The organism is Afipia sp. MLSD5-FHT05B12 (genome assembly GCF_058793355.1).
This window is the reverse complement of the sequence record NZ_JBXAFS010000014.1, coordinates 25,518-43,694: the sequence shown is the minus strand read 5'-3', so window position 1 is coordinate 43,694 and position 18,177 is coordinate 25,518. Positions and strand designations below refer to the sequence as shown.

General features: G+C 62.2%; 13 protein-coding genes and 2 pseudogenes. 7 read left to right on the top strand and 8 right to left on the bottom strand.

The window, feature by feature from the left end:
* Positions 1 to 79 precede the first annotated feature (79 nt).
* Positions 80 to 1,030: an AEC family transporter gene (locus AC1Q6J_RS17170; RefSeq protein ID WP_492280423.1), complete on the bottom strand. Its 951-nt coding sequence runs from the start codon at positions 1,028 to 1,030 to the stop codon at positions 80 to 82.
* A gap of 124 nt (positions 1,031 to 1,154) precedes the next feature.
* Here AC1Q6J_RS17170 and hspQ point away from each other — a divergent pair, with 124 nt between their 5' ends.
* A complete protein-coding gene (gene hspQ, locus AC1Q6J_RS17165; protein ID WP_492280422.1) occupies positions 1,155 to 1,487 on the top strand; it encodes a heat shock protein HspQ in 333 nt (110 codons plus the stop codon).
* A 314-nt stretch (positions 1,488 to 1,801) separates the two neighbouring features.
* Here the strand turns inward: hspQ and AC1Q6J_RS17160 are convergent, their stop codons facing one another.
* Both AC1Q6J_RS17160 and AC1Q6J_RS17155 read right to left on the bottom strand, forming a co-directional pair.
* Positions 1,802 to 2,002 carry a hypothetical protein gene (locus AC1Q6J_RS17160; protein WP_492280421.1) on the bottom strand — a complete coding sequence of 67 codons (201 nt, stop codon included), beginning with the start codon at positions 2,000 to 2,002 and terminating at the stop codon, positions 1,802 to 1,804.
* 153 nt (positions 2,003 to 2,155) lie between these two features.
* A pseudogene (locus AC1Q6J_RS17155) lies at positions 2,156 to 2,320 on the bottom strand (PLP-dependent aminotransferase family protein); the annotation flags it as partial.
* Here AC1Q6J_RS17155 and AC1Q6J_RS17150 point away from each other — a divergent pair.
* Positions 2,321 to 2,752: pseudogene (locus AC1Q6J_RS17150) on the top strand (FMN-binding negative transcriptional regulator); the annotation flags it as partial. It lies immediately after the preceding pseudogene.
* An 88-nt stretch (positions 2,753 to 2,840) separates the two neighbouring features.
* Here the strand turns inward: AC1Q6J_RS17150 and AC1Q6J_RS17145 are convergent.
* Positions 2,841 to 3,632, bottom strand: coding sequence for an invasion associated locus B family protein (locus AC1Q6J_RS17145; protein WP_492280420.1), 792 nt, complete (start codon positions 3,630 to 3,632; stop codon positions 2,841 to 2,843).
* 355 nt (positions 3,633 to 3,987) lie between these two features.
* Between AC1Q6J_RS17145 and AC1Q6J_RS17140 the strand changes: the two genes are divergently transcribed.
* The 4 genes from AC1Q6J_RS17140 (at position 3,988) to AC1Q6J_RS17125 (ending at position 9,015) form a co-directional block, all read left to right on the top strand.
* Positions 3,988 to 5,748 (top strand): extracellular solute-binding protein, encoded by a 1,761-nt coding sequence (locus AC1Q6J_RS17140; protein WP_492280419.1) that lies wholly within the window; start codon positions 3,988 to 3,990, stop codon positions 5,746 to 5,748.
* Positions 5,749 to 5,828: 80 nt separating this feature from the next.
* Positions 5,829 to 7,307 carry an AMP-binding protein gene (locus AC1Q6J_RS17135; protein ID WP_492280470.1) on the top strand — a complete coding sequence of 493 codons (1,479 nt, stop codon included), beginning with the start codon at positions 5,829 to 5,831 and terminating at the stop codon, positions 7,305 to 7,307.
* 107 nt (positions 7,308 to 7,414) lie between these two features.
* Complete coding sequence (locus AC1Q6J_RS17130) at positions 7,415 to 8,659, top strand: GGDEF domain-containing protein (protein ID WP_492280418.1); 1,245 nt, start codon at positions 7,415 to 7,417, stop codon at positions 8,657 to 8,659.
* Positions 8,660 to 8,745: 86 nt separating this feature from the next.
* Positions 8,746 to 9,015 (top strand): hypothetical protein, encoded by a 270-nt coding sequence (locus tag AC1Q6J_RS17125; RefSeq protein WP_492280417.1) that lies wholly within the window; start codon positions 8,746 to 8,748, stop codon positions 9,013 to 9,015.
* Between the two features lie 16 nt (positions 9,016 to 9,031).
* On the opposite strand, the gene mfd is transcribed toward AC1Q6J_RS17125, so the two are convergent.
* On the bottom strand, positions 9,032 to 12,547 hold the full coding sequence (gene mfd / locus AC1Q6J_RS17120; protein WP_492280416.1) for a transcription-repair coupling factor: 3,516 nt from the start codon (positions 12,545 to 12,547) through the stop codon (positions 9,032 to 9,034).
* On the bottom strand, positions 12,544 to 12,834 hold the full coding sequence (locus tag AC1Q6J_RS17115; RefSeq protein ID WP_492280469.1) for an FAD assembly factor SdhE: 291 nt from the start codon (positions 12,832 to 12,834) through the stop codon (positions 12,544 to 12,546). Before AC1Q6J_RS17115 ends, mfd begins: the two co-directional genes overlap by 4 nt.
* A gap of 243 nt (positions 12,835 to 13,077) precedes the next feature.
* On the opposite strand from AC1Q6J_RS17115, the gene recG reads away from it, so the two are divergent.
* Positions 13,078 to 15,186, top strand: coding sequence for an ATP-dependent DNA helicase RecG (recG, locus tag AC1Q6J_RS17110; RefSeq protein WP_492280415.1), 2,109 nt, complete (start codon positions 13,078 to 13,080; stop codon positions 15,184 to 15,186).
* A gap of 114 nt (positions 15,187 to 15,300) precedes the next feature.
* Here the strand turns inward: recG and AC1Q6J_RS17105 are convergent, their stop codons facing one another.
* Together AC1Q6J_RS17105 and glmS are read right to left on the bottom strand one after the other, a co-directional pair.
* Positions 15,301 to 16,077 (bottom strand): DUF502 domain-containing protein, encoded by a 777-nt coding sequence (locus AC1Q6J_RS17105; RefSeq protein WP_492280414.1) that lies wholly within the window; start codon positions 16,075 to 16,077, stop codon positions 15,301 to 15,303.
* Between the two features lie 179 nt (positions 16,078 to 16,256).
* On the bottom strand, positions 16,257 to 18,083 hold the full coding sequence (glmS, locus tag AC1Q6J_RS17100; protein ID WP_492280413.1) for a glutamine--fructose-6-phosphate transaminase (isomerizing): 1,827 nt from the start codon (positions 18,081 to 18,083) through the stop codon (positions 16,257 to 16,259).
* Positions 18,084 to 18,177: the final 94 nt, after the last annotated feature.

The window sequence follows — 18,177 nt, the reverse complement described above, 5'->3', positions numbered from 1 at the left end:
CCACTTCCGGCCCAAGACCGACAGACATCCATGCTCCTTCAGCATTGCGTTCCGCAAATAGCGTCCGATAAACGGGTTGTCACGGAAACACCACGCCGTTCTTGATCATCCACATCACGCTGGTCAGCGTCACCACAGAGACGAACGTACCGATCAGCACCAGCGTCGATGCAGGTTCGATCCAGGTGTCGTACTGACGCGCAATAACGAACACGTTGAGCGCGGGTGGCAGTGAGGCCAGCAACAGCGCTGTCGCAGCCCATTCCATCGGAAACGGACCGAGCGCTATCAGGAGCCCGAGTACAATCAGCGGGTGCAGGATCAGCTTGACCACGACGACGCCCGGCACTTCCCATGGCACGCGCTCGAACGGCCGCAGCGCCACGGTGACGCCGAGCGCGAACAGCGCGACGGGCGCCGCTGCGCTTTGCAGGAACTGAAACATGTTGTCGAGCGCTACGGGCACCGGGACATGGAATGCCGCGACCAGCGCACCGAAATAGGAGGCGATGATAAGCGGATGCAGCATAATCTGTTTTGCAACGAGCCCGACGGTCGGCAGCAGCGGCCGGCGCTCACCGTCGGTCAGCACCATCAGCAGCGGCACGGTCGTGAACAGGAAGATCGTGTCGAAGCAAAATACCAGCGCCACCGGCGCTGCTGCCTTCGCGCCGAGCGTCGCGAGCGCCAGTCCCGGTCCCATGTAACCGATGTTGCCGTAACCCCCGCCCAGTCCCGCCATCGCGGATTCGCGCATCGACAGTTTGCCGATCAGATTCGCGCCGAGCATCGACAGGAAGAACGCACTCGCGGTTGCCAGCGTCGTAGCGATCACGAACGGCGGATTGTTCAGTTGCTCGAACGGCGTCCTTGCAAGTGTTCTAAAGAATAGCGCCGGCAGCGACACGTAGAGCAGGAAGAAATTCATCCACTCCAGGCCGGCTTCCGGCAGCCGCTTGTACCGGCCGCAGGCATAGCCGATGAAGATCAGCCCGAAATACGGAAGGGCAAGATTCAGAATATCGATCATTGGGATACGCTTATTATGCCGCGCGGCACCAGAGAACCGACTGCGACGCAGGGGAGCCCCTCACCCGCCCGATTCATGCCCTAGCCCCTAGCATCGGCCACAATCATGGTCTATTCGACGGAGGATGATTAAAGCGCGCACCGCCAAGTTTCAGATCGGCCAGATCGTCCGCCACCGGATTTTCTCTTTCCGTGGCGTGATTTACGATATCGATCCGGAATTCAACAATACGGAAGAATGGTGGCTGTCGATTCCGGAAGAGATGCGGCCCAACAAGGATCAGCCGTTCTACCATCTCTTGGCCGAAAATTCGGAATCCGAGTACGTCGCATACGTATCGGAACAGAACCTGCTGCCTGACGAGTCAGGCGAGCCGATCCGGCATTCGCAGGTCGCCGAGATTTTCGTCAAGGACAAGTCTGGCAGCTATCGTCCGCGCAATCCGTCGCTGAACTAATTCCGCTTCCGATCGCTATCCTGGATTATCCGCCGTCATTCCGAGGCGCGAGCGCTTGCGAGCGAGCATGGGATCTCGTGGTTGCTTCCGATGAACACTTCAGGATTCCAGGTCAGTCCGCTTGGCGGCCTGTCCGGAACGACGCGGTGTTGCCCCCAGTGTGGCGGTTCGCAAGTCCGCATCATTCTGCGGCGGGTTCTTTGGCGGACTTGCGAACCAAAGCCACACTAGAATCATAGTTGCTAGTGTCCTTTTGAATCCGAAGTTCGCTCCGGCGGGTGCTGAAAAATGAAGCGAACTTCGGATTCAGGACACTAGCCGCCCTTCCGCCCGTCCCGCTCCTTGACCAGCGCTTCCAGCTCCTCAGTCTGTTGGGCGATGCGATCGGCATTGCGTTCCTCGTTCTGACCGCCAGACACCGCCGCCGCCTGCTCGATCAGTTGCCGGATATTATCGCGCACGATGGCGATGCGATCTTCGAGTTCGGGAAGCGAAAGTGCGCTGTAGTCGGACATAGGCTGCTGTCTCCTCGTTGCGGCTCAATAACTGATAATAGCAAAACGGCGGCATACTGCATTGAGATAAGATAACAGATCGGATTTTGGTCCGCGCCACTCATGGAAAGCGCGCGCATTGCTGGGGTATCTGCCTGCCGCTGACATCCGCTGCTAGCCTGCTTTGCCGGCCCGCATGACTTCGCGCAGCACACTGAAAACGCGGCCATCGACGGTCTGCGAAACATTAAATCGCAAAAAACCCGTGGCAGACTGCGACAGGCTGAATACGTTTCCCGGAGCCAGCACGACGTTCTTCGCAAGCGCGGCACGCGCGATCTGCCTGCCACCGGAGAAGCACTGGTCATCTTCCCGGGTCCGGACGCCTACGTCACGCCGTCCTGGTACGCGGCCAAACGTGAACACGGCAAGGTCGTGCCGACGTGGAACTACGTGGCCGTGCATGCCTATGGGCCTGTCGAATTCTTCAATGACGAGGACCGGCTGCTCGAAGTCGTCACGCGCCTCACCAACCTCTACGAACATCCGCGCGCCGAACCCTGGGCGGTGACGGACGCCCCGGAGCCGTTCATCAAGTCGCAGCTCAAGGGTATCGTCGGCCTGCGGCTTCCGATCACGCGCATCGAAGGCAAGCGCAAGATGAGCCAGAACCGCGGCGCCGATGACCGCGACGGCGTGGCGGAAGGCCTGGTGTCGAGCGACCGAGCGACCGATCGGACGGTGTCAGAGCTGATACCGCGAAACAGATAGCCACCCACGCCGCAGATCGAAGGAACACTTCGGCCAAACAAAAAGGCGCGCATCGCTGCGCGCCTTTCGTTCGTCTGTGGAGACCGCGTTACTTCGCGGCGGGATTAGCGGGCGGCGCCGCGTTTTCCAGCTTCTGGCGGGCTTCCGCCGCGCGCTTCTGAAGCTCTTCCTGCAACTTCTTCTGGGTCTCTTCGAAGACCTTCGGATCGGTCGGCGGACCATCATAGGCCTTGGCGAACTCGGCGAGCGGAAGCGCCAGCGTGAGCGGCGCACCATTGGCATTGATCGCCTGCACGACGAGGTTCTGGCCCTTCTTCATGTTGGCCAGCATCTCGGGCGTCACCTCATAATCAGACATACAGCCATTGGCGAAGCAGATTACATACGGGCTCTGCTGCGGCGCGTTCTGATCAACGATGATGCGGGTGCCATGCACGAGCTGCATGCCGAGCGGCAGCGTGACGCGGAGAAGCTTCTTCGGCTCACCTTCCGGTTCGATGATGACGGCGGCAACAACAGGCTGGCCGGACTCGATGCGACCGTCCTTGCCGGTGAAGCACACCTGCTTGGCGTTGGCATCCTGGCCCTTCATACAGAACTTGGTCCAGGGCTGATAAATCAGCTGGACTTGCTGGTCGGCAGGGGCCTGCTGCGGCGCGCCAGCGGCCGGAGCTTGCTGGGCGGCTGGAGCCTGCGCCTTCGGTGCGGCCTTCGGCGCAGTCTTGGGCGCAGCCTTCGGAGCCGGAGCGCCAGGGGCTGGCGCGGGTGTCTGAGCCTGGGCGCCGGAAACGGTAGCAGCAGCCAAAAAGGCGCCGGCGGTCAAAGCGGCGAACACCCGGCCGCGCGGCGAGGCCTGCGCGGCCAAGATACGGAAATTCATTGTGGAAAACCCTTTCTGAACCTTAACGCCCGCTCCCGCTCGGGGCCCGGATGCCTGTTTGTTCGGCGGCTGTCTCGGAGCCAATTGAGGCGGATACGTGACAGTGCCCGCAGCCTTCCTCGAATAGCCCGCCTTCAATACAACGGCGGACGAAAAGATCAATGCCAACAGTGATATTTGCAGGTCCCAACCCGCATTATCGGTGCTGGACGTGGTAAATTTTCGCGTGAAGTCAGCCGAATCAAACCGGGGGCCATCCGCAGTGCGCCGCAGCGGTCAAAGCTGGGCGCGGAAGCTCTGCGGCGTGGCACTGATCTGGGCTGGACTAAACGCGACACAGCTCCAGGCTCAACCCATGGCCCAGCAGGGACACCACATGGTCCCGGCCCACGGCATCGCCATGCATGGCGTCCCTGCTCAGCCCGCGAACTTCGCCCACATGCCTTACGCCAATCCCGACGCCCCGAAGGGCGGCCGGATCATCTTCGGCCTCCTTGGCGCATTCGACAGCCTCAATCCGTTCATCGTGAAAGGTATCGCGGTTCAGCAAGTCCGCGGCTACGTGACCGAAAGCCTGTTGGCGCGGGGCCACGACGAGCCCTTCACGCTCTACGGTCTGCTGGCGCAAACCGTCGAGACCGACAACGACCGGACCTATGTCACGTTCCGGCTCAATCCGCTGGCGCGGTTCTCCGACGGCAAGCCGGTGCTGGCGGCGGATGTGCTGTTCTCCTGGCAATTGATGCGCGACAAGGGCCGCCCTAATCATCGGCTGTACTACGCCAAGGTCGAAAAAGCCGAGGCGCTGGATGAGCGCACGGTGCGGTTCGATTTTCCGAATGCCAACGACCGCGAATTGCCGCTGATCCTCGGCCTGATGCCGGTCTTTCCGAAACACGCCATCGATGTCGCGACCTTCGAGGAGACCTCCCTCACCGGCCTGATCGGCTCAGGTCCCTATCGCGTCGCCGGCGTCCGTGCCGGTCAAAGCGTGACGATGACGCGCACCCCGGAATATTGGGGCCGCAATCTGCCGATCAACCGCGGCGTGTGGAATTTCGACGAAGTGCGTCTGGACTATTACCGCGAAGCCAATGGCGCGTTCGAAGCCTTCAAGCGCGGTCTTTACGATTTCCGCATTGAGAACGAGCCGCTGCGCTGGCACGAAGGTTATGATTTCGCCGCGGCCCGCAGCGGTGAAGTGGTGCGCGACACGGTCAAGCCGGGCACGCCGCAGCCGTCCGAATACCTGGTGTTCAACACGCGCCGGCCAGTGTTCGCGAACATCCGTGTTCGCGAAGCGCTGACGCTACTGTTCGATTTCGAGTGGATCAACCGCAATTACTTCTTCGGTCTGTACGGACGCTCGGCGGGCTTCTTCGCAGGCTCGGAGCTCTCCGCTTACACCCGTCCGGCGGACGCACGCGAGAAAACGCTGCTCGCTCCCTATGCCGCCAGTATTCGCCCCGACGTGATGGACGGCAGCTACCGCCTGCCGGTCACCGATGCTTCCGGCCGCGATCGTGCATCGCTGCGCGCTGCGCTCGCGTTACTGGCGCAGGCCGGATACCAGCTCGACGGCACGGTGCTGCGGCAGAAGGTCAGCCGCAAGCCGCTGACCTTCGAGATTTTGGTCACCACGCGCGATCAGGAGCGGATCGCGCTGGCCTACGCCCGCGACCTCAAGCGCGCTGGCATCGACGTATCGGTGCGCGCGGTAGACGGCGTACAGTTCGACCAGCGCCGGCTCGCCTTTGACTTCGACATGATCCAGAACCGCTGGGACCAGTCGCTGTCGCCGGGCAACGAGCAGGCGTTCTACTGGGGCAGCGCCGCTGCCGATAATCAGGGCACACGTAACTACATGGGCGCAAAATCCCCAGTCGTCGATGCCATGATCGCAGCCCTGCTCGAGGCGCGCGAACAATCCGGCTTCGTGCCCGCCGTCCGCGCCCTCGACCGGGCGCTGATCTCAGCTTCCTACGCTATCCCGCTTTATAATGTTCAGCAGCAATGGCTCGCACGGTGGAATCGGATAGAACGGCCAAAGGCCAATGCGCTCTCCGGCTATCTGCCGGAGACGTGGTGGTACAAGCCGGGCACAAAAACGCCGTAAGCCAAAATTAATGCAGTAACGCAGTGAGCGAGACCTTGCAGACCGCGCCGACCTCAGCAGCGACCTCAGCCGGTGCGCCGATGACGCTCGACGATCTGTTCCGGCGCACGGTGCTGCGCCAGCCCGACGCCGTCGCGCTGATCGATCCGCCGAACAAACATCGCGTTACGGGCACCAACCCGCAAAAACTGACTTTTGCGCAGGCCGATCAGGCCGTCTCCGCCATCGCCGCGCGCTTTGTCGAAGCCGGGCTGCCGCCGGGCTCAATCATTGCCTTGCAGATGCCCAACACCATCGAGTTCGCGTTGACGGTGCTGGCGGCGCTTCGTGCCGGTCTGGTGGCGGCCTTGCTGCCGCAGCTCTGGCGGCAGTCGGAACTAACCGGCGCACTGAACAGGATCGGTGCGCGGGCCATCGTCGGCGTCAGCCGCATCGAAATCGTCGATCATGCCGAACTGGCATTGAACGCAGCCGTTGAAGCCTTTTCGATCCGCCATGTGTTCGGCTTCGGCAACGATCTGCCCGAAGGCATGTCGCCGCTCGAAATCACGACGAGTGGCATGAATGGCTGGCTGCCGCCCGCGCCGCCGGATGCGCGTAGACCGGCGATCATTACGTTCGACATCACGCCGGACGGATTTCGCGCGATCCCGCGCAACCATCTGCAACTGATCTCCGGCGGCTTGGCGATTTTTCTCGAAGCCAGCCTCCCGCAGGGCGCGCGGCTGTTGTCCGCGATTGCGCCCGCCTCGTTCGCGGGCTGCGTGTCGTCGGTGGTCACCTGGCTTCTGAGCGGCGGATCGCTGGCGCTGCATCATCCGGCGGATTTGCAGGTCCTCGAACAACAGATCGTCGACGAGCATCACGATACGCTGATCGTACCTGCCCTGCTCGCACAGCGACTGGCGGAGAGCGGCACTCTCGCACGGCCTCAAGCCGCAATCAGGAATGTTATCGGACTGTGGCGCACGCCGGACCGCGTCACGGCGAGCGATGACTGGAAGGATACCGGAACGACGCTCACTGACGTTTACCTTTTTGGCGAGGCCGGATTGTTCGCCGCCCGCCGTCTCGCGGATGGTTCGCCCGTGCCCATCACGCCCGGATCGTTCAGCGCACCGCGCGGTGCGGCAAGTTCGAAAGCCATCGGCGAAATCATCGTCACACCGAAGGCGACGCTCGCGCTGCGCGGCGCGATGGTGCCGGTCGCGGCCTATCGTCCAGCGCCGGGAGAGTCTCTTGTGGAGACTGCCGCTCCCGACTACGTCGATACGGGATATTCTGCGCATCTCGATCGAACGACGGGAGCCATTGGCATCACGGCACCGCCTGTCGGGCTTGTCGGCGTCGGCGGCTATCGCTTCCTCGCGCAGGACCTCGAGTCATGGGCGAAACGGCTTGCGGCAGGCGCGATGCTGACCGCATTGCCTGATCAACTCAACGGCTTCCGCCTGGCCGGACGCGCCGGCGACAACCGCCGCGCGCGCGAAGCGCTTGGCGAACTTGGACTAAATCCGCTCATGGTCGACGCGTTTCGCGACCGTTCCAGCGGAACCTGAGTCCCTCATTTCATCGATCACATTGACCTGCCATTAACAGCCGCGGTTTAGGCTCCGCGTTGCCGATATGTTCGGCTGTTCCACGTTTCTTGTGAGTCACTAACACCATGTCGCAGCAAGGCCCGATCGTCGCTGTCTCAAACCGGGAAGGCCGAACTCTCGCCGACGCGATTTCGCAGGTGAAGACGTTTCCGCTGGTGGATGTCGGCTGGCCTGATACGGCCGACGCCATCGCAAGGCTGCGCCCGGCGGCGGTACTTGCCGCGGATCTCGACGGTCATGAGGTCGCGCTGGCCAATCTGGCAAACCAGGCGGCGCGGGTCGATCCTTACGTGCCGGTTCTGGCCGTCGACCCCGGCACAGTGTTGCCACAAAATGTTCTCCCGTTCACACAAGCCGGCCGCAACGCCGAACGGCTGGTCAGCCGGCTCAACGCCGCGCTGCGTGTGCGCGGCCTACATGTGACTCTGCTGCGACGTCTTGCGAACGAGCGTTCTACTTCTACCCGCATGCCGACGAGCGATCCGATCAACGACGCGACTGTTCTCCTGATTGGGCGCGGCGCGGGCTATCCTGCCCTGTCGGTCGCGCTCGGCGAACAGATGGGTGTTGTCGGTGCGCTCAGCATCGAGGCCGCCGCCAAACATCTCAATGCGCGCGAACTCGATGGCATCATCATCGGCGACGGTTTCACGCTGCGCGTGCTGGATGCCTTCCTGACTGTGCTATCGGAAGATTCCCGGTTCCGTAATCTGCCCGTTCTGGTCGGAAGCGGATCGGGGCTGAGCGCTGACTATGATTTGCCCAATCTCGAAATCTCCAACAGCGATCCGCGCACGGTCGCGGCCCATGCTGTTCCGCTGATCCGGCAACAAGCATTCGAGTCCCGTATCGCCCGCGCGCTGAAATCGATCGATGTCGGCGGGCTGCTCGATCCGCGCACGGGATTGCTGAACGAAGACGCCTTCAGCCGCGATTTCGATACCGCCGTGACCGACACCCAGACGCGCGGCGCGGGATTGTCCGCCGCACGCATCACCTTCGCGCAAGGTTCGATCTCCGAACGCATGCGCCTCGATGCGGCACGCATACTGAGCCGGCTGATGCGGCGGATGGACTTCGCAACGCTGGATGAGGAAGGCGCGATCGTCGTCGTGTTCGCCGAAACCGACCTGCGCAACGCGCACGCCATCGCGCGGCGGCTCACGAGTGTCTTGAAACACACGATGTACAGCACCAAGCGCGACCAGCGGCTCGATCCGCAAGTTACCCTGGCGACGCTGCTACCCGGTGACAGCGCGGCGGCTATTCTCCGGCGGCTTCAGACCGAGGCGCATCGGGTGGCGTCATAATTCGAAGAGTGCTACTGCGCATCTTGCGAAGCGCTCTCCGTCGTTGTTCAATCAAGGGATTGAGTTGAACAATTTGAGGGTCCGCCATGGATGCTTTTGACGTTCAAGTTTACAAAGCTGATACAAAAACGCTGGTTCACGTCTTTTCACCCAGCCAATCACCGTTTGCTTCCTATAATCGCGGCGATTATCTCGATCTCAGACCGCAGGGCAAAGGCATCTGGGAAATTCAGACGATCGGCGTTGCCGTTGTCGAAAAAGGTACGGATCGCCTGCATCGAACATCCCTTGTAGTGAACGCCTTGAATCGCCCACTCAAGGCATCGGGGGATGATGACCCAATTCCTTGGGCTTGATCGGCTTACGTCTATCTCACGCCGCTTTCTTGCCCTCAGCCAGATTGGCGAGATCGCGCAGAATCGTGGTCGTGCCCTCGACGCGCTCCTCCGGAGTCTCCCATTCCTGGAAGAACACAACCTTCATATCCGGACGGACCTTTGCGGCCTTCCCATGGCGGCTGATGAAGAACATGAGCCGATCCGGATGCGCGAATGAGTTGTCACGGAACGTGATGACCGCGCCCTTCGGCCCGGCGTCGACCTTCTCGATGTTCGCGCGGCGGCAATAGGACTTGATTGCCGCGATCTTGAAGAGCCAGCGCACCTCATCCGGCAGCGGGCCGAAGCGGTCACGCAACTCCGCGCCGAAGTTCTCGATCTCGTCCTCGGTGTCCAGATCCGCAAGACGGCGGTACAGCGACAGCCGGATCGAGAGATCGGCCACGTAGTCTTCGGGAATAAGCACCGGCATGCCCAGCGTGATCTGCGGCGACCAGCGATCCGCGACCGGCTCGGAAATGCCGGCCTTGAGCGACAGGATCGCCTCCTCCAGCATCGATTGATACAGTTCGAAACCGACTTCCTTGATGTGTCCCGACTGTTCTTCGCCGAGCAAATTGCCCGCACCGCGAATATCGAGATCGTGCGACGCAAGCTGGAAGCCCGCGCCGAGGTTGTCCAGCGACTGAAGCACCTTCAGGCGGCGTTCGGCCTGCGCGGTGATCTTGTGCGTCGACGGCAGCGTGAACAGTGCATAGGCGCGCAGCTTTGAGCGACCGACGCGTCCGCGCAACTGATAGAGCTGCGCGAGGCCAAACATGTCGGCACGATGCACAATCAGGGTATTGGCGGACGGAATATCGAGGCCGGACTCGACGATCGTGGTCGAGAGCAGCACGTCATACTTGCCGTCATAGAACGCGGACATGATGTCTTCGATCACCGTCGGCGGCATCTGGCCGTGCGCGACCGCAACCTTCATCTCCGGCACATGCTTGTCGAGGAAGTCCTTCACCTCGGCGAGGTACTCGATGCGCGGGACGACATAGAACGCCTGACCGCCACGATAGCGTTCGCGCAGCAAGGCTTCGCGGATCATCAGCGGATCGTGCGGCGCGACAAATGTGCGCACCGCAAGGCGATCGACCGGCGGCGATGCAATGATCGAGAGTTCGCGGACACCGGTCAGCGCCAGTTGTAGCGTGCGCGGGATCGGCGTCGCTGACAGCGTCAGGACGTGAACTTCCGCGCGCAACTGCTTCAGCCGCTCCTTGTGGGAGACGCCGAAGTGCTGCTCCTCGTCCACAATCAAAAGCCCGAGATCCTTGAACTTGATGCTCTTGCCGAGCAGCGCATGGGTGCCGACAATGATGTCGATCTTGCCGCCGGTGAGGTCCTTCTTGACCTGCGTCATCTGCTTCGGCGCGACAAGGCGCGAAGCTTGAGCCACGTTCACGGGAAAGCCCTTGAAGCGTTCGGTAAAGGTTTTGGTGTGCTGCCGTGCCAAGAGCGTGGTCGGCACCACGACTGCGACCTGCTTGCCATCCAGCGCCACGGCGAACGCCGCGCGCAGCGCGACTTCCGTCTTGCCGAAGCCGACGTCGCCGCAGATCAGGCGATCCATCGGACGTCCGGCGTCAAGGTCATGCAGCGCGGAATTGATCGCGCCAAGCTGGTCTTCGGTCTCCTCATATGGAAACCGCGCACAGAATTCGTCGTAGGTACCCTGATGCACTGGAAATTTCGGCGCCTCATGGATATGCCGCTCGGCTGCGATCTTGATCAGTTCGCCCGCGATCTCGCGGATGCGGTTCTTGAGCTTCGCCTTGCGGGCCTGCCATCCGCCGCCGCCTAACTTGTCCAGTTCGACATTGGTCTGGTCGGAGCCGTAGCGCGACAGCAGTTCGATATTCTCGACCGGCAGAAACAGCTTGGTCTCGTTGGCGTAGTGCAGTTCGAGACAATCGTGCGGAGCGCCGCCCACCTGCAACGTCTGCAAGCCGACGAAACGCCCGATGCCGTGCTCGACATGGACAACAACGTCGCCGGTCGAGAGCGACGTCACTTCGGAAATGAAGTTGTCGAGCTTGCGGCTCGCCTTGCGCGGACGCACCAGACGATCGCCGAGAATGTCCTGCTCGGTGATAAGCGCGATGGTCTCGGTCTCGAAACCGGATTCGAGACCAATCACCGACAACATGGTCTCGTTGCGCGGCGTGGCCTGCACCGCGCGCCAACTGTTAACGCTGGTGGTGTTGAGCAGCTTGTGGTCCTTAAGCATGCTCGCCATACGGTCGCGCGAGCCTTCGGACCACAGCGCGACGACCACCTTCTTGCGCGCGGCCTGCAGGCCATTGATATGCGCCACGACGCTTTCGAAGACGTTGACCTTGGTGTCCCCACGCTCCGGCGCGAAGTCGCGCCCTTGCCGCGCGTCGACGTCGATCACCCCCTCGCCCTCAGGCAGCGCGAACGGCGTCAGCCGCGCCAGCGCACTGTCGGCCAGCAACTGCGTCCATTCGGTCTCGGTGAGGTACAACCGGTCCGGCGGCAACGGCTTGTAGATCGCGCCGCCGCCAGGGGTATCCATCGCCTCGCGCCGCGCCTCATAGTAGTCGCTGATCTGGGTGAAGCGTTCGCGCGAGGCATCCTCCGCCAGCGGCTCCATCACGATGGGCGCCGCGCCGAGATAGTCGAACAGCGTGTCCATCCGCTCCTGGAACAGCGGCAGCCAATGCTCCATGCCGGGATGCTTGCGGCCCTCGCTGACAGCTTCATAAAGCATGTCGTCACGATCCGGCGCGCCGAACTGCGCGACATACCCCATCCGGAAACGCTTGATGGTTTCGGTGACGAGCTGGAATTCCGACACCGGCACGAGATCGAGCCCGCGCATGTCGAGCAGCGTGCGCTGGGATTCCGCATCGAATGTGCGGATCGATTCCAGCGTGTCGCCGAAGAAGTCGAACCGCACCGGCTGGTCGAGCCCGGCCGGAAACAGATCGAGAATACCGCCGCGCACGGCGTACTCGCCCGGCTCGCGCACGGTCGAGACACGGTTGTAGCCGTTGTGCTCGAGCCATCCTGCGATGTTATTCATCGGCACCCGATGACCCGGCGCGACCGACAGCGCCTGCGCCGCGACCACCTCGCGCGCCGGGACGCGCTGGACGATGGCGTTGACCGTGGTCAGCACGATCAGCGGCTTCTCGCTGCCCTGAAGGCGTGAAAGTTTGGCCAGCGTGGTCAGCCGCTGCGCCAGGATACCGCCATGCGGGGAGACGCGGTCATAGGGCTGGCAGTCCCATGCCGGAAACTGCATCACCGGCAGGTCAGGCGCGAAGAACTCCAGCGCGCGCGCCAGTTGCGCCATGCGCGGACCGTCGCGGCAGACCACGGCAAGACTGATCGCGGGCGCATCCTTCTTCGCCGCGACCGCGCGTGCCATGTCCGACACGACCAGGCCTTCCGCGCCCTCGGCGACATTTGACAGCGTCAGCGCATGGCCGGCCCGAAGCAGTAGCGCGGGCGACCGCGTCGACGTCTTCATGCCCGCTGGCCTGCGTCGAGAAATTGCTTGATACGCAAGAAGATACCGTTGGCATAATCCGGCGAAAGCGGCTGAGCGCCGCTGAATGCCGCATAAAGATCGGGATCGGGCAATTCAATCAGACGTTCGAGATCTGCAACATCCCCATCGCTCAGATCGGCGATCCTGGCGTCGGCGAAACTCCCGAGGATCATATCCATCTCGCGCGTGCCGCGATGCCAGCAGCGAAACAGCAGCCGCTTTCGCCGGTCGTCGAGCCCGTGGCTTGATCGTGTCGTTCCCGTCATGTCCCGCACTTTCTCCAACGCAAAAAGCCCGGACGTGCCGGGAAGGCTGATATAGCTATCGGAACAGGTGCTGTCAGCATTTTCCTTGTTGGTACAGTCATACGTCAGCGTCATGGCCGGGCACAGCCGTTCCGCTCGCCTATGCCCGGCCATCCATGTCTTCGGATCGGTCAAGCAAAGAAAAGGCGTGGATGCCCGGCATAAAGCCGGGCATGACGAATGAAACAATCATAGATTCTCTGAATGCGCCCGTCCCTGCTCAATCCCCTGTTCGCGCCCGTCACCAGCCTCACAGGCGTGGGGCCGAAGCAGGACAAGCTGTTTCGCTATCTGCTGGACCGCAGCGAGACGCCGCGGCTGGTGGACCTGCTGCTGCATCTGCCGACAAACGTCATCGATCGTCGCGCAAGGCCGACCATTCGCGACGCCGTTCCCGGAACCGTAGTGACGCTGGAAGTCACCATCGACCGCCATCGTCCCGCGCCGCCGGGCCGCTCCCGTGCGCCGCATCTGGTTTACGCAAGCGATGAGACTGGCGACGTTGTCCTCACCTACTTCCGTGCCAAGCCGGAATACATCGAGAAGCTGCTGCCGAAGGGCGAGAAGCGTTTCGTGTCCGGCACCGCGCAGATGTTCGACGGTACGCTCCAGATCGTGCATCCCGACCGCGTGGTGGACAAGGAAGGCCTCGCCAAGCTGCCGCAGATCGACACGGTCTATCCGCTAACCGAAGGCCTCGCCATCGGCTCGATTCGCCGCGCCATGGCGCAGGCGCTGCAAAAGCTGCCTGAGCTGCCGGAATGGATCAGTCCCGAGGTGCTGCGGCGCTGCAAGTTTCCGGCCGTTGCCGAAGCCCTGCACCGGGTTCATGAACCAACCGAGCTCACCGATATCCTGCCGCAGAATCCTTACTGGTCGCGGCTGGCATTCGACGAACTGTTGGCAGGCCAGCTTGCGCTGGCGCTGGTGCGCGCGCAGCTTCGCCGTCCCGCAGGCGCGCGCAATGCCGGCGACGGACACTTGCGCCACAAGATCATCGATGCCTTGCCCTACGCGTTGACGAATTCGCAGCAGGAAGCGGCGAAAGCCATCGCCAGCGATCTCAACCAGCCGATCCGCATGCTCCGTCTGCTGCAAGGCGACGTCGGCTCCGGCAAGACCGTCGTGGCGCTGCTCGCCGCTGCCGCCGTGGCGGAAACCGGCAAGCAGGCGGCGCTGATGGCGCCGACAGAAATTCTCGCGCGGCAGCACATCAAGACGATTGCTCCATTGGCGGAGCGCGCTGGGATGCGCGTCGCGATTCTTACCGGGCGCGAGAAAGGCAAGGAGCGCCGCGAGATCATCACAGGACTCGCGGACGGCGAGATCGATCTCCTGGTCGGCACCCATGCGCTGATCCAGGACGATGTGATCTTCAAGGATCTGGCGCTTGCCGTGGTCGATGAGCAGCACCGCTTCGGCGTGCGTGAACGCCTGGCGCTGACCGAGAAAGGCGATGCCGTCGATGTGCTGGTGCTAAGCGCTACACCGATCCCACGCACGCTGGTCCTCACTTACTTCGGCGACATGGATATCTCGGAGTTGCGCGAGAAGCCCGCAGGCCGCCAGCCGATCGACACCCGCGCTGTTCCCAACAGCCGCATCGGAGAGATTGTCGATGGCATCGGACGCGCCATCGACGGCGGCAAGCTGGTGTACTGGATCTGCCCGCTGGTGGAGGAATCCGAGGCCGAAGGCATCGAGCATCTGACCAACGCAACCAAGCGGTTTGAAATTCTGCAAAAGCGTTTCGGCGATCGGGTCGGCCTCGTTCACGGCCAGATGAAGGGGGCCGAGAAGGATCGCGTCATGGCGCAGTTCGCCGCTGGCGAAATTCAACTTCTGGTGGCGACCACAGTGGTCGAAGTCGGCGTCGACGTTCCCGCTGCCACCATCATGGTCATCGAGAACGCCGAGCGCTTCGGCCTCGCGCAATTGCACCAGTTACGCGGCCGCATCGGGCGCGGCTCCGAAGCCTCGACCTGCCTGCTGCTCTACAGTGAGCCACTCACCGAAATGTCGACTGCGCGGCTGAAAGTCATCCGCGAAACCACCGATGGCTTCCGCATCGCGGAAGAAGATCTGCGCTTGCGCGGCGAAGGTGAAGTGCTCGGCACCCGCCAGAGCGGCCTGCCCGGCTATCGCATCGCGCGGCCCGAGGTGCATGCGCAACTCATCGCGCAGGCCCAAGACGAGGCGGTGCGGATCATGCAGGACAATCCGAAGCTCAAGGGCGAGCGCGGCGAAGCATTGCGCTGCCTGCTCTATCTGTATGAGCGCGACGAAGCGTTGCCGCTGATCGGTGCGGGGTGAATTCAGATTAAATCGCCGTCATTCCGGGGCGCGCGAAGCGCGAACCCGGCATCTTGCAGAATTCATCGAGATTCCGGATCAACGCGCCAGCGCCTTGTCCGGATTGACGGGGAACTACTCCGCCTTCGCCGCATCGGGCGTCTGCGACGCCGTCGCGACGCGCGCGGCATTGGCCATCTCGGCCAGCGCGTTGACTTTCTTCTGCGCGTCGCTGCCCGGCTGCACCACGCCCGCCGACATGATCAATGTCGCAGCGGCATCGGTACTCATATCGACTTCGATAAGTTTGGACTTCGGAACATAGAAGAAAAAGCCGGTGGTCGGATTCGGCGCGCATGGCAGGAACACCGAGATGAACTCGTCGTCCTGCGGAAGTTTGGTGGCGATCTCCACGCTCGGCGGCTGAGAAATCAGCACAATCGACCACATGCCCGGCGACGGGAACTCCACCAGACCGACCTTGCGGAAGCTCGATCCGTTGCCAGAGAACAGCGTCTCGAAGACCTGCTTGAGGCCGCGATAGATCGCGCGCACCACAGGCATGCGGCCGAGCAGCCCCTCGCCGAATTCGACCAGCGTTCGCCCGATCAGGTTGGCAGCGAGGAAGCCAAGGAATGTCAGCGCAAAGAAAGCGACGATCAGGCCGTAACCCGGCAGACCGAACGGCAGATAGGTTTCGGGACGATAGGCGACCGGCACGAACGGGCGCACGATGCCGTCGACCCAGGTCACGAACCACCAGATCAGGTAGATCGTGATCGCGATGGGACCGGCAATGATCAGGCCGGTCAGGAAGTAGTTGCGCAACCGCGCCATCGCTCCGCGCGGCGCGTCCGGCGGCGGCACGGGCGGCAGGCCTCCCGGTATCATGTTGGGCGTGGTCTCATTCATCGGCGAGCCAAAATCATCCTCAAGCGAACCACTAAATCAGCGCGTATTCTGATCGCAAAACCGGCGCCCGCTTTTGCGGAATACGCGCGGGAACACCATCGCAAATCATTGCGACACCACTGTATCAGACTTTTCCGATTGCAAACTGCCCACGCTGCGACCGTTTGTCTGCCCGCGCCTTACTCAACGGTCACAGATTTGGCGAGGTTCCGCGGCTGGTCGACGTCGGTGCCCATCACAACGGCGGTGTGATAGGCCAGCAACTGCACCGGAATCGCATACACCATCGGCGTCACCGTGGCTGGCATGTCGGGCAGGATGATGGTGACGAGCGAGTCGACGGTGGCTTCCTTGGCCCCCTGCGCGTCGGTCATCAGGATGATCCGGCCGCCCCGCGCCGCAACTTCCTGCATGTTCGAGACCGTCTTCTCGAACACACGATCGTAAGGCGCAATCACCACCACGGGCATTTTCTCGTCGATCAGCGCGATCGGGCCGTGCTTGAGTTCGCCCGCAGCGTAGCCTTCGGCGTGGATATACGAGATTTCCTTGAGCTTCAGCGCGCCTTCCAGCGCCAACGGATAGTTGGTGCCGCGGCCGAGATAGAGCACGTCCTGGCTCTTGGCGATATCGCGGGCGAGCTTCTCGATCTGCGGTTCGAGGGCGAGCGCCTGCGTCATCAGGCGCGGGACCTCGATCAATGCGTGGACCAGTTTTGTTTCATCGGTCTCGGAGAGTTCGCCGCGCGCCCTGCCCGCGGCGACCACCAGCGACGCAAGCGCGGCAAGCTGACAGGTGAAAGCCTTGGTCGAGGCGACGCCGATTTCGGGTCCGGCCAGCGTCGGCAGCGCGGTCTCGCTTTCGCGCGCAATGGTAGACGTCGGCACGTTGACGATCGAGATGGTGTGAAGACCCTGCGACTTGGCGTAGCGCAGCGCCGCCAGCGTATCGGCGGTTTCACCGGACTGCGAAATAAAGATCGCGAGATCTCCCTTGCGCAGCGGCGCTTCGCGGTAACGAAACTCCGAGGCGACATCGAGTTCTACCGGCAGCCGTGCAAGACGCTCAAACCAGTATTTGGCAACGAACCCGGCATAGCTTGCGGTGCCACAGGCCGTGATCGAGACGCGCTGAACCGTCGAGAAATCAAACGGCAGCTTGACAGGCATGGACACTTTCTCGGTGGCCATGTCGACGTAATGCGCCAGCGTATGACCGACGACTTCGGGCTGCTCGTGAATTTCCTTCGCCATGAAGTGACGATAGTTCGCCTTGTCCACCAGCGATGTCGCGGCGTTGTGCTTGACGATCTCGCGCTCGACCACGGCGTTCTTGTCGTCATATACAGTCGCATCGCCACGCGAGAGAACGACCCAGTCGCCGTCATCGAGATAGCTGATGGTGTCGGTGAAAGGTCCGAGCGCGATGGCGTCGGAGCCGAGATACATTTCGCCATCGCCATAGCCGACCGCAAGCGGCGAACCTTTGCGCGCCCCGATCATCAGATTTTCTTCACCCTTGAAGATGAAGGCCAGCGCGAACGCGCCATGCAATTGAGGCAGCGTCGCTTTCACGGCGTCCGTCGGCGACAGGCCCTTGGCAAGATAGGAGTTCACGAGATGAGCGACGACCTCGGTGTCGGTCTCGCTGGAAAACTTCGCGCCCTGTGCTTCGAGCTGCGCGCGGAGATCGCGAAAATTTTCGATGATGCCGTTGTGAACCACGGCGACATTGTCGGTCGCATGCGGATGCGCGTTGTTCTCGGTCGGCTTGCCGTGGGTGGCCCAGCGCGTATGTCCTATGCCGATGTGTCCCTCAAGCGGCGATGATTTCAACACCGCTTCGAGATTCTTCAGCTTGCCCTTCGCGCGGCGGCGATCGAGCAGCACGCCCTCCAGCGTGGCGACGCCGGCGGAATCGTATCCTCGATATTCCAGCCGCTTGAGAGAGTCGACCAGTTGCTCTGCGACCGGTCCCCGTCCGAGAATTCCTACAATTCCGCACATGCGGTTCGATGTCTCCAGCCGCCCCAATGCGGCCTTATGTACTCAGTGTGGTGGTTCGCAAGGCCGCAGCCTGCTTGCAGCACATCCCGTTGCG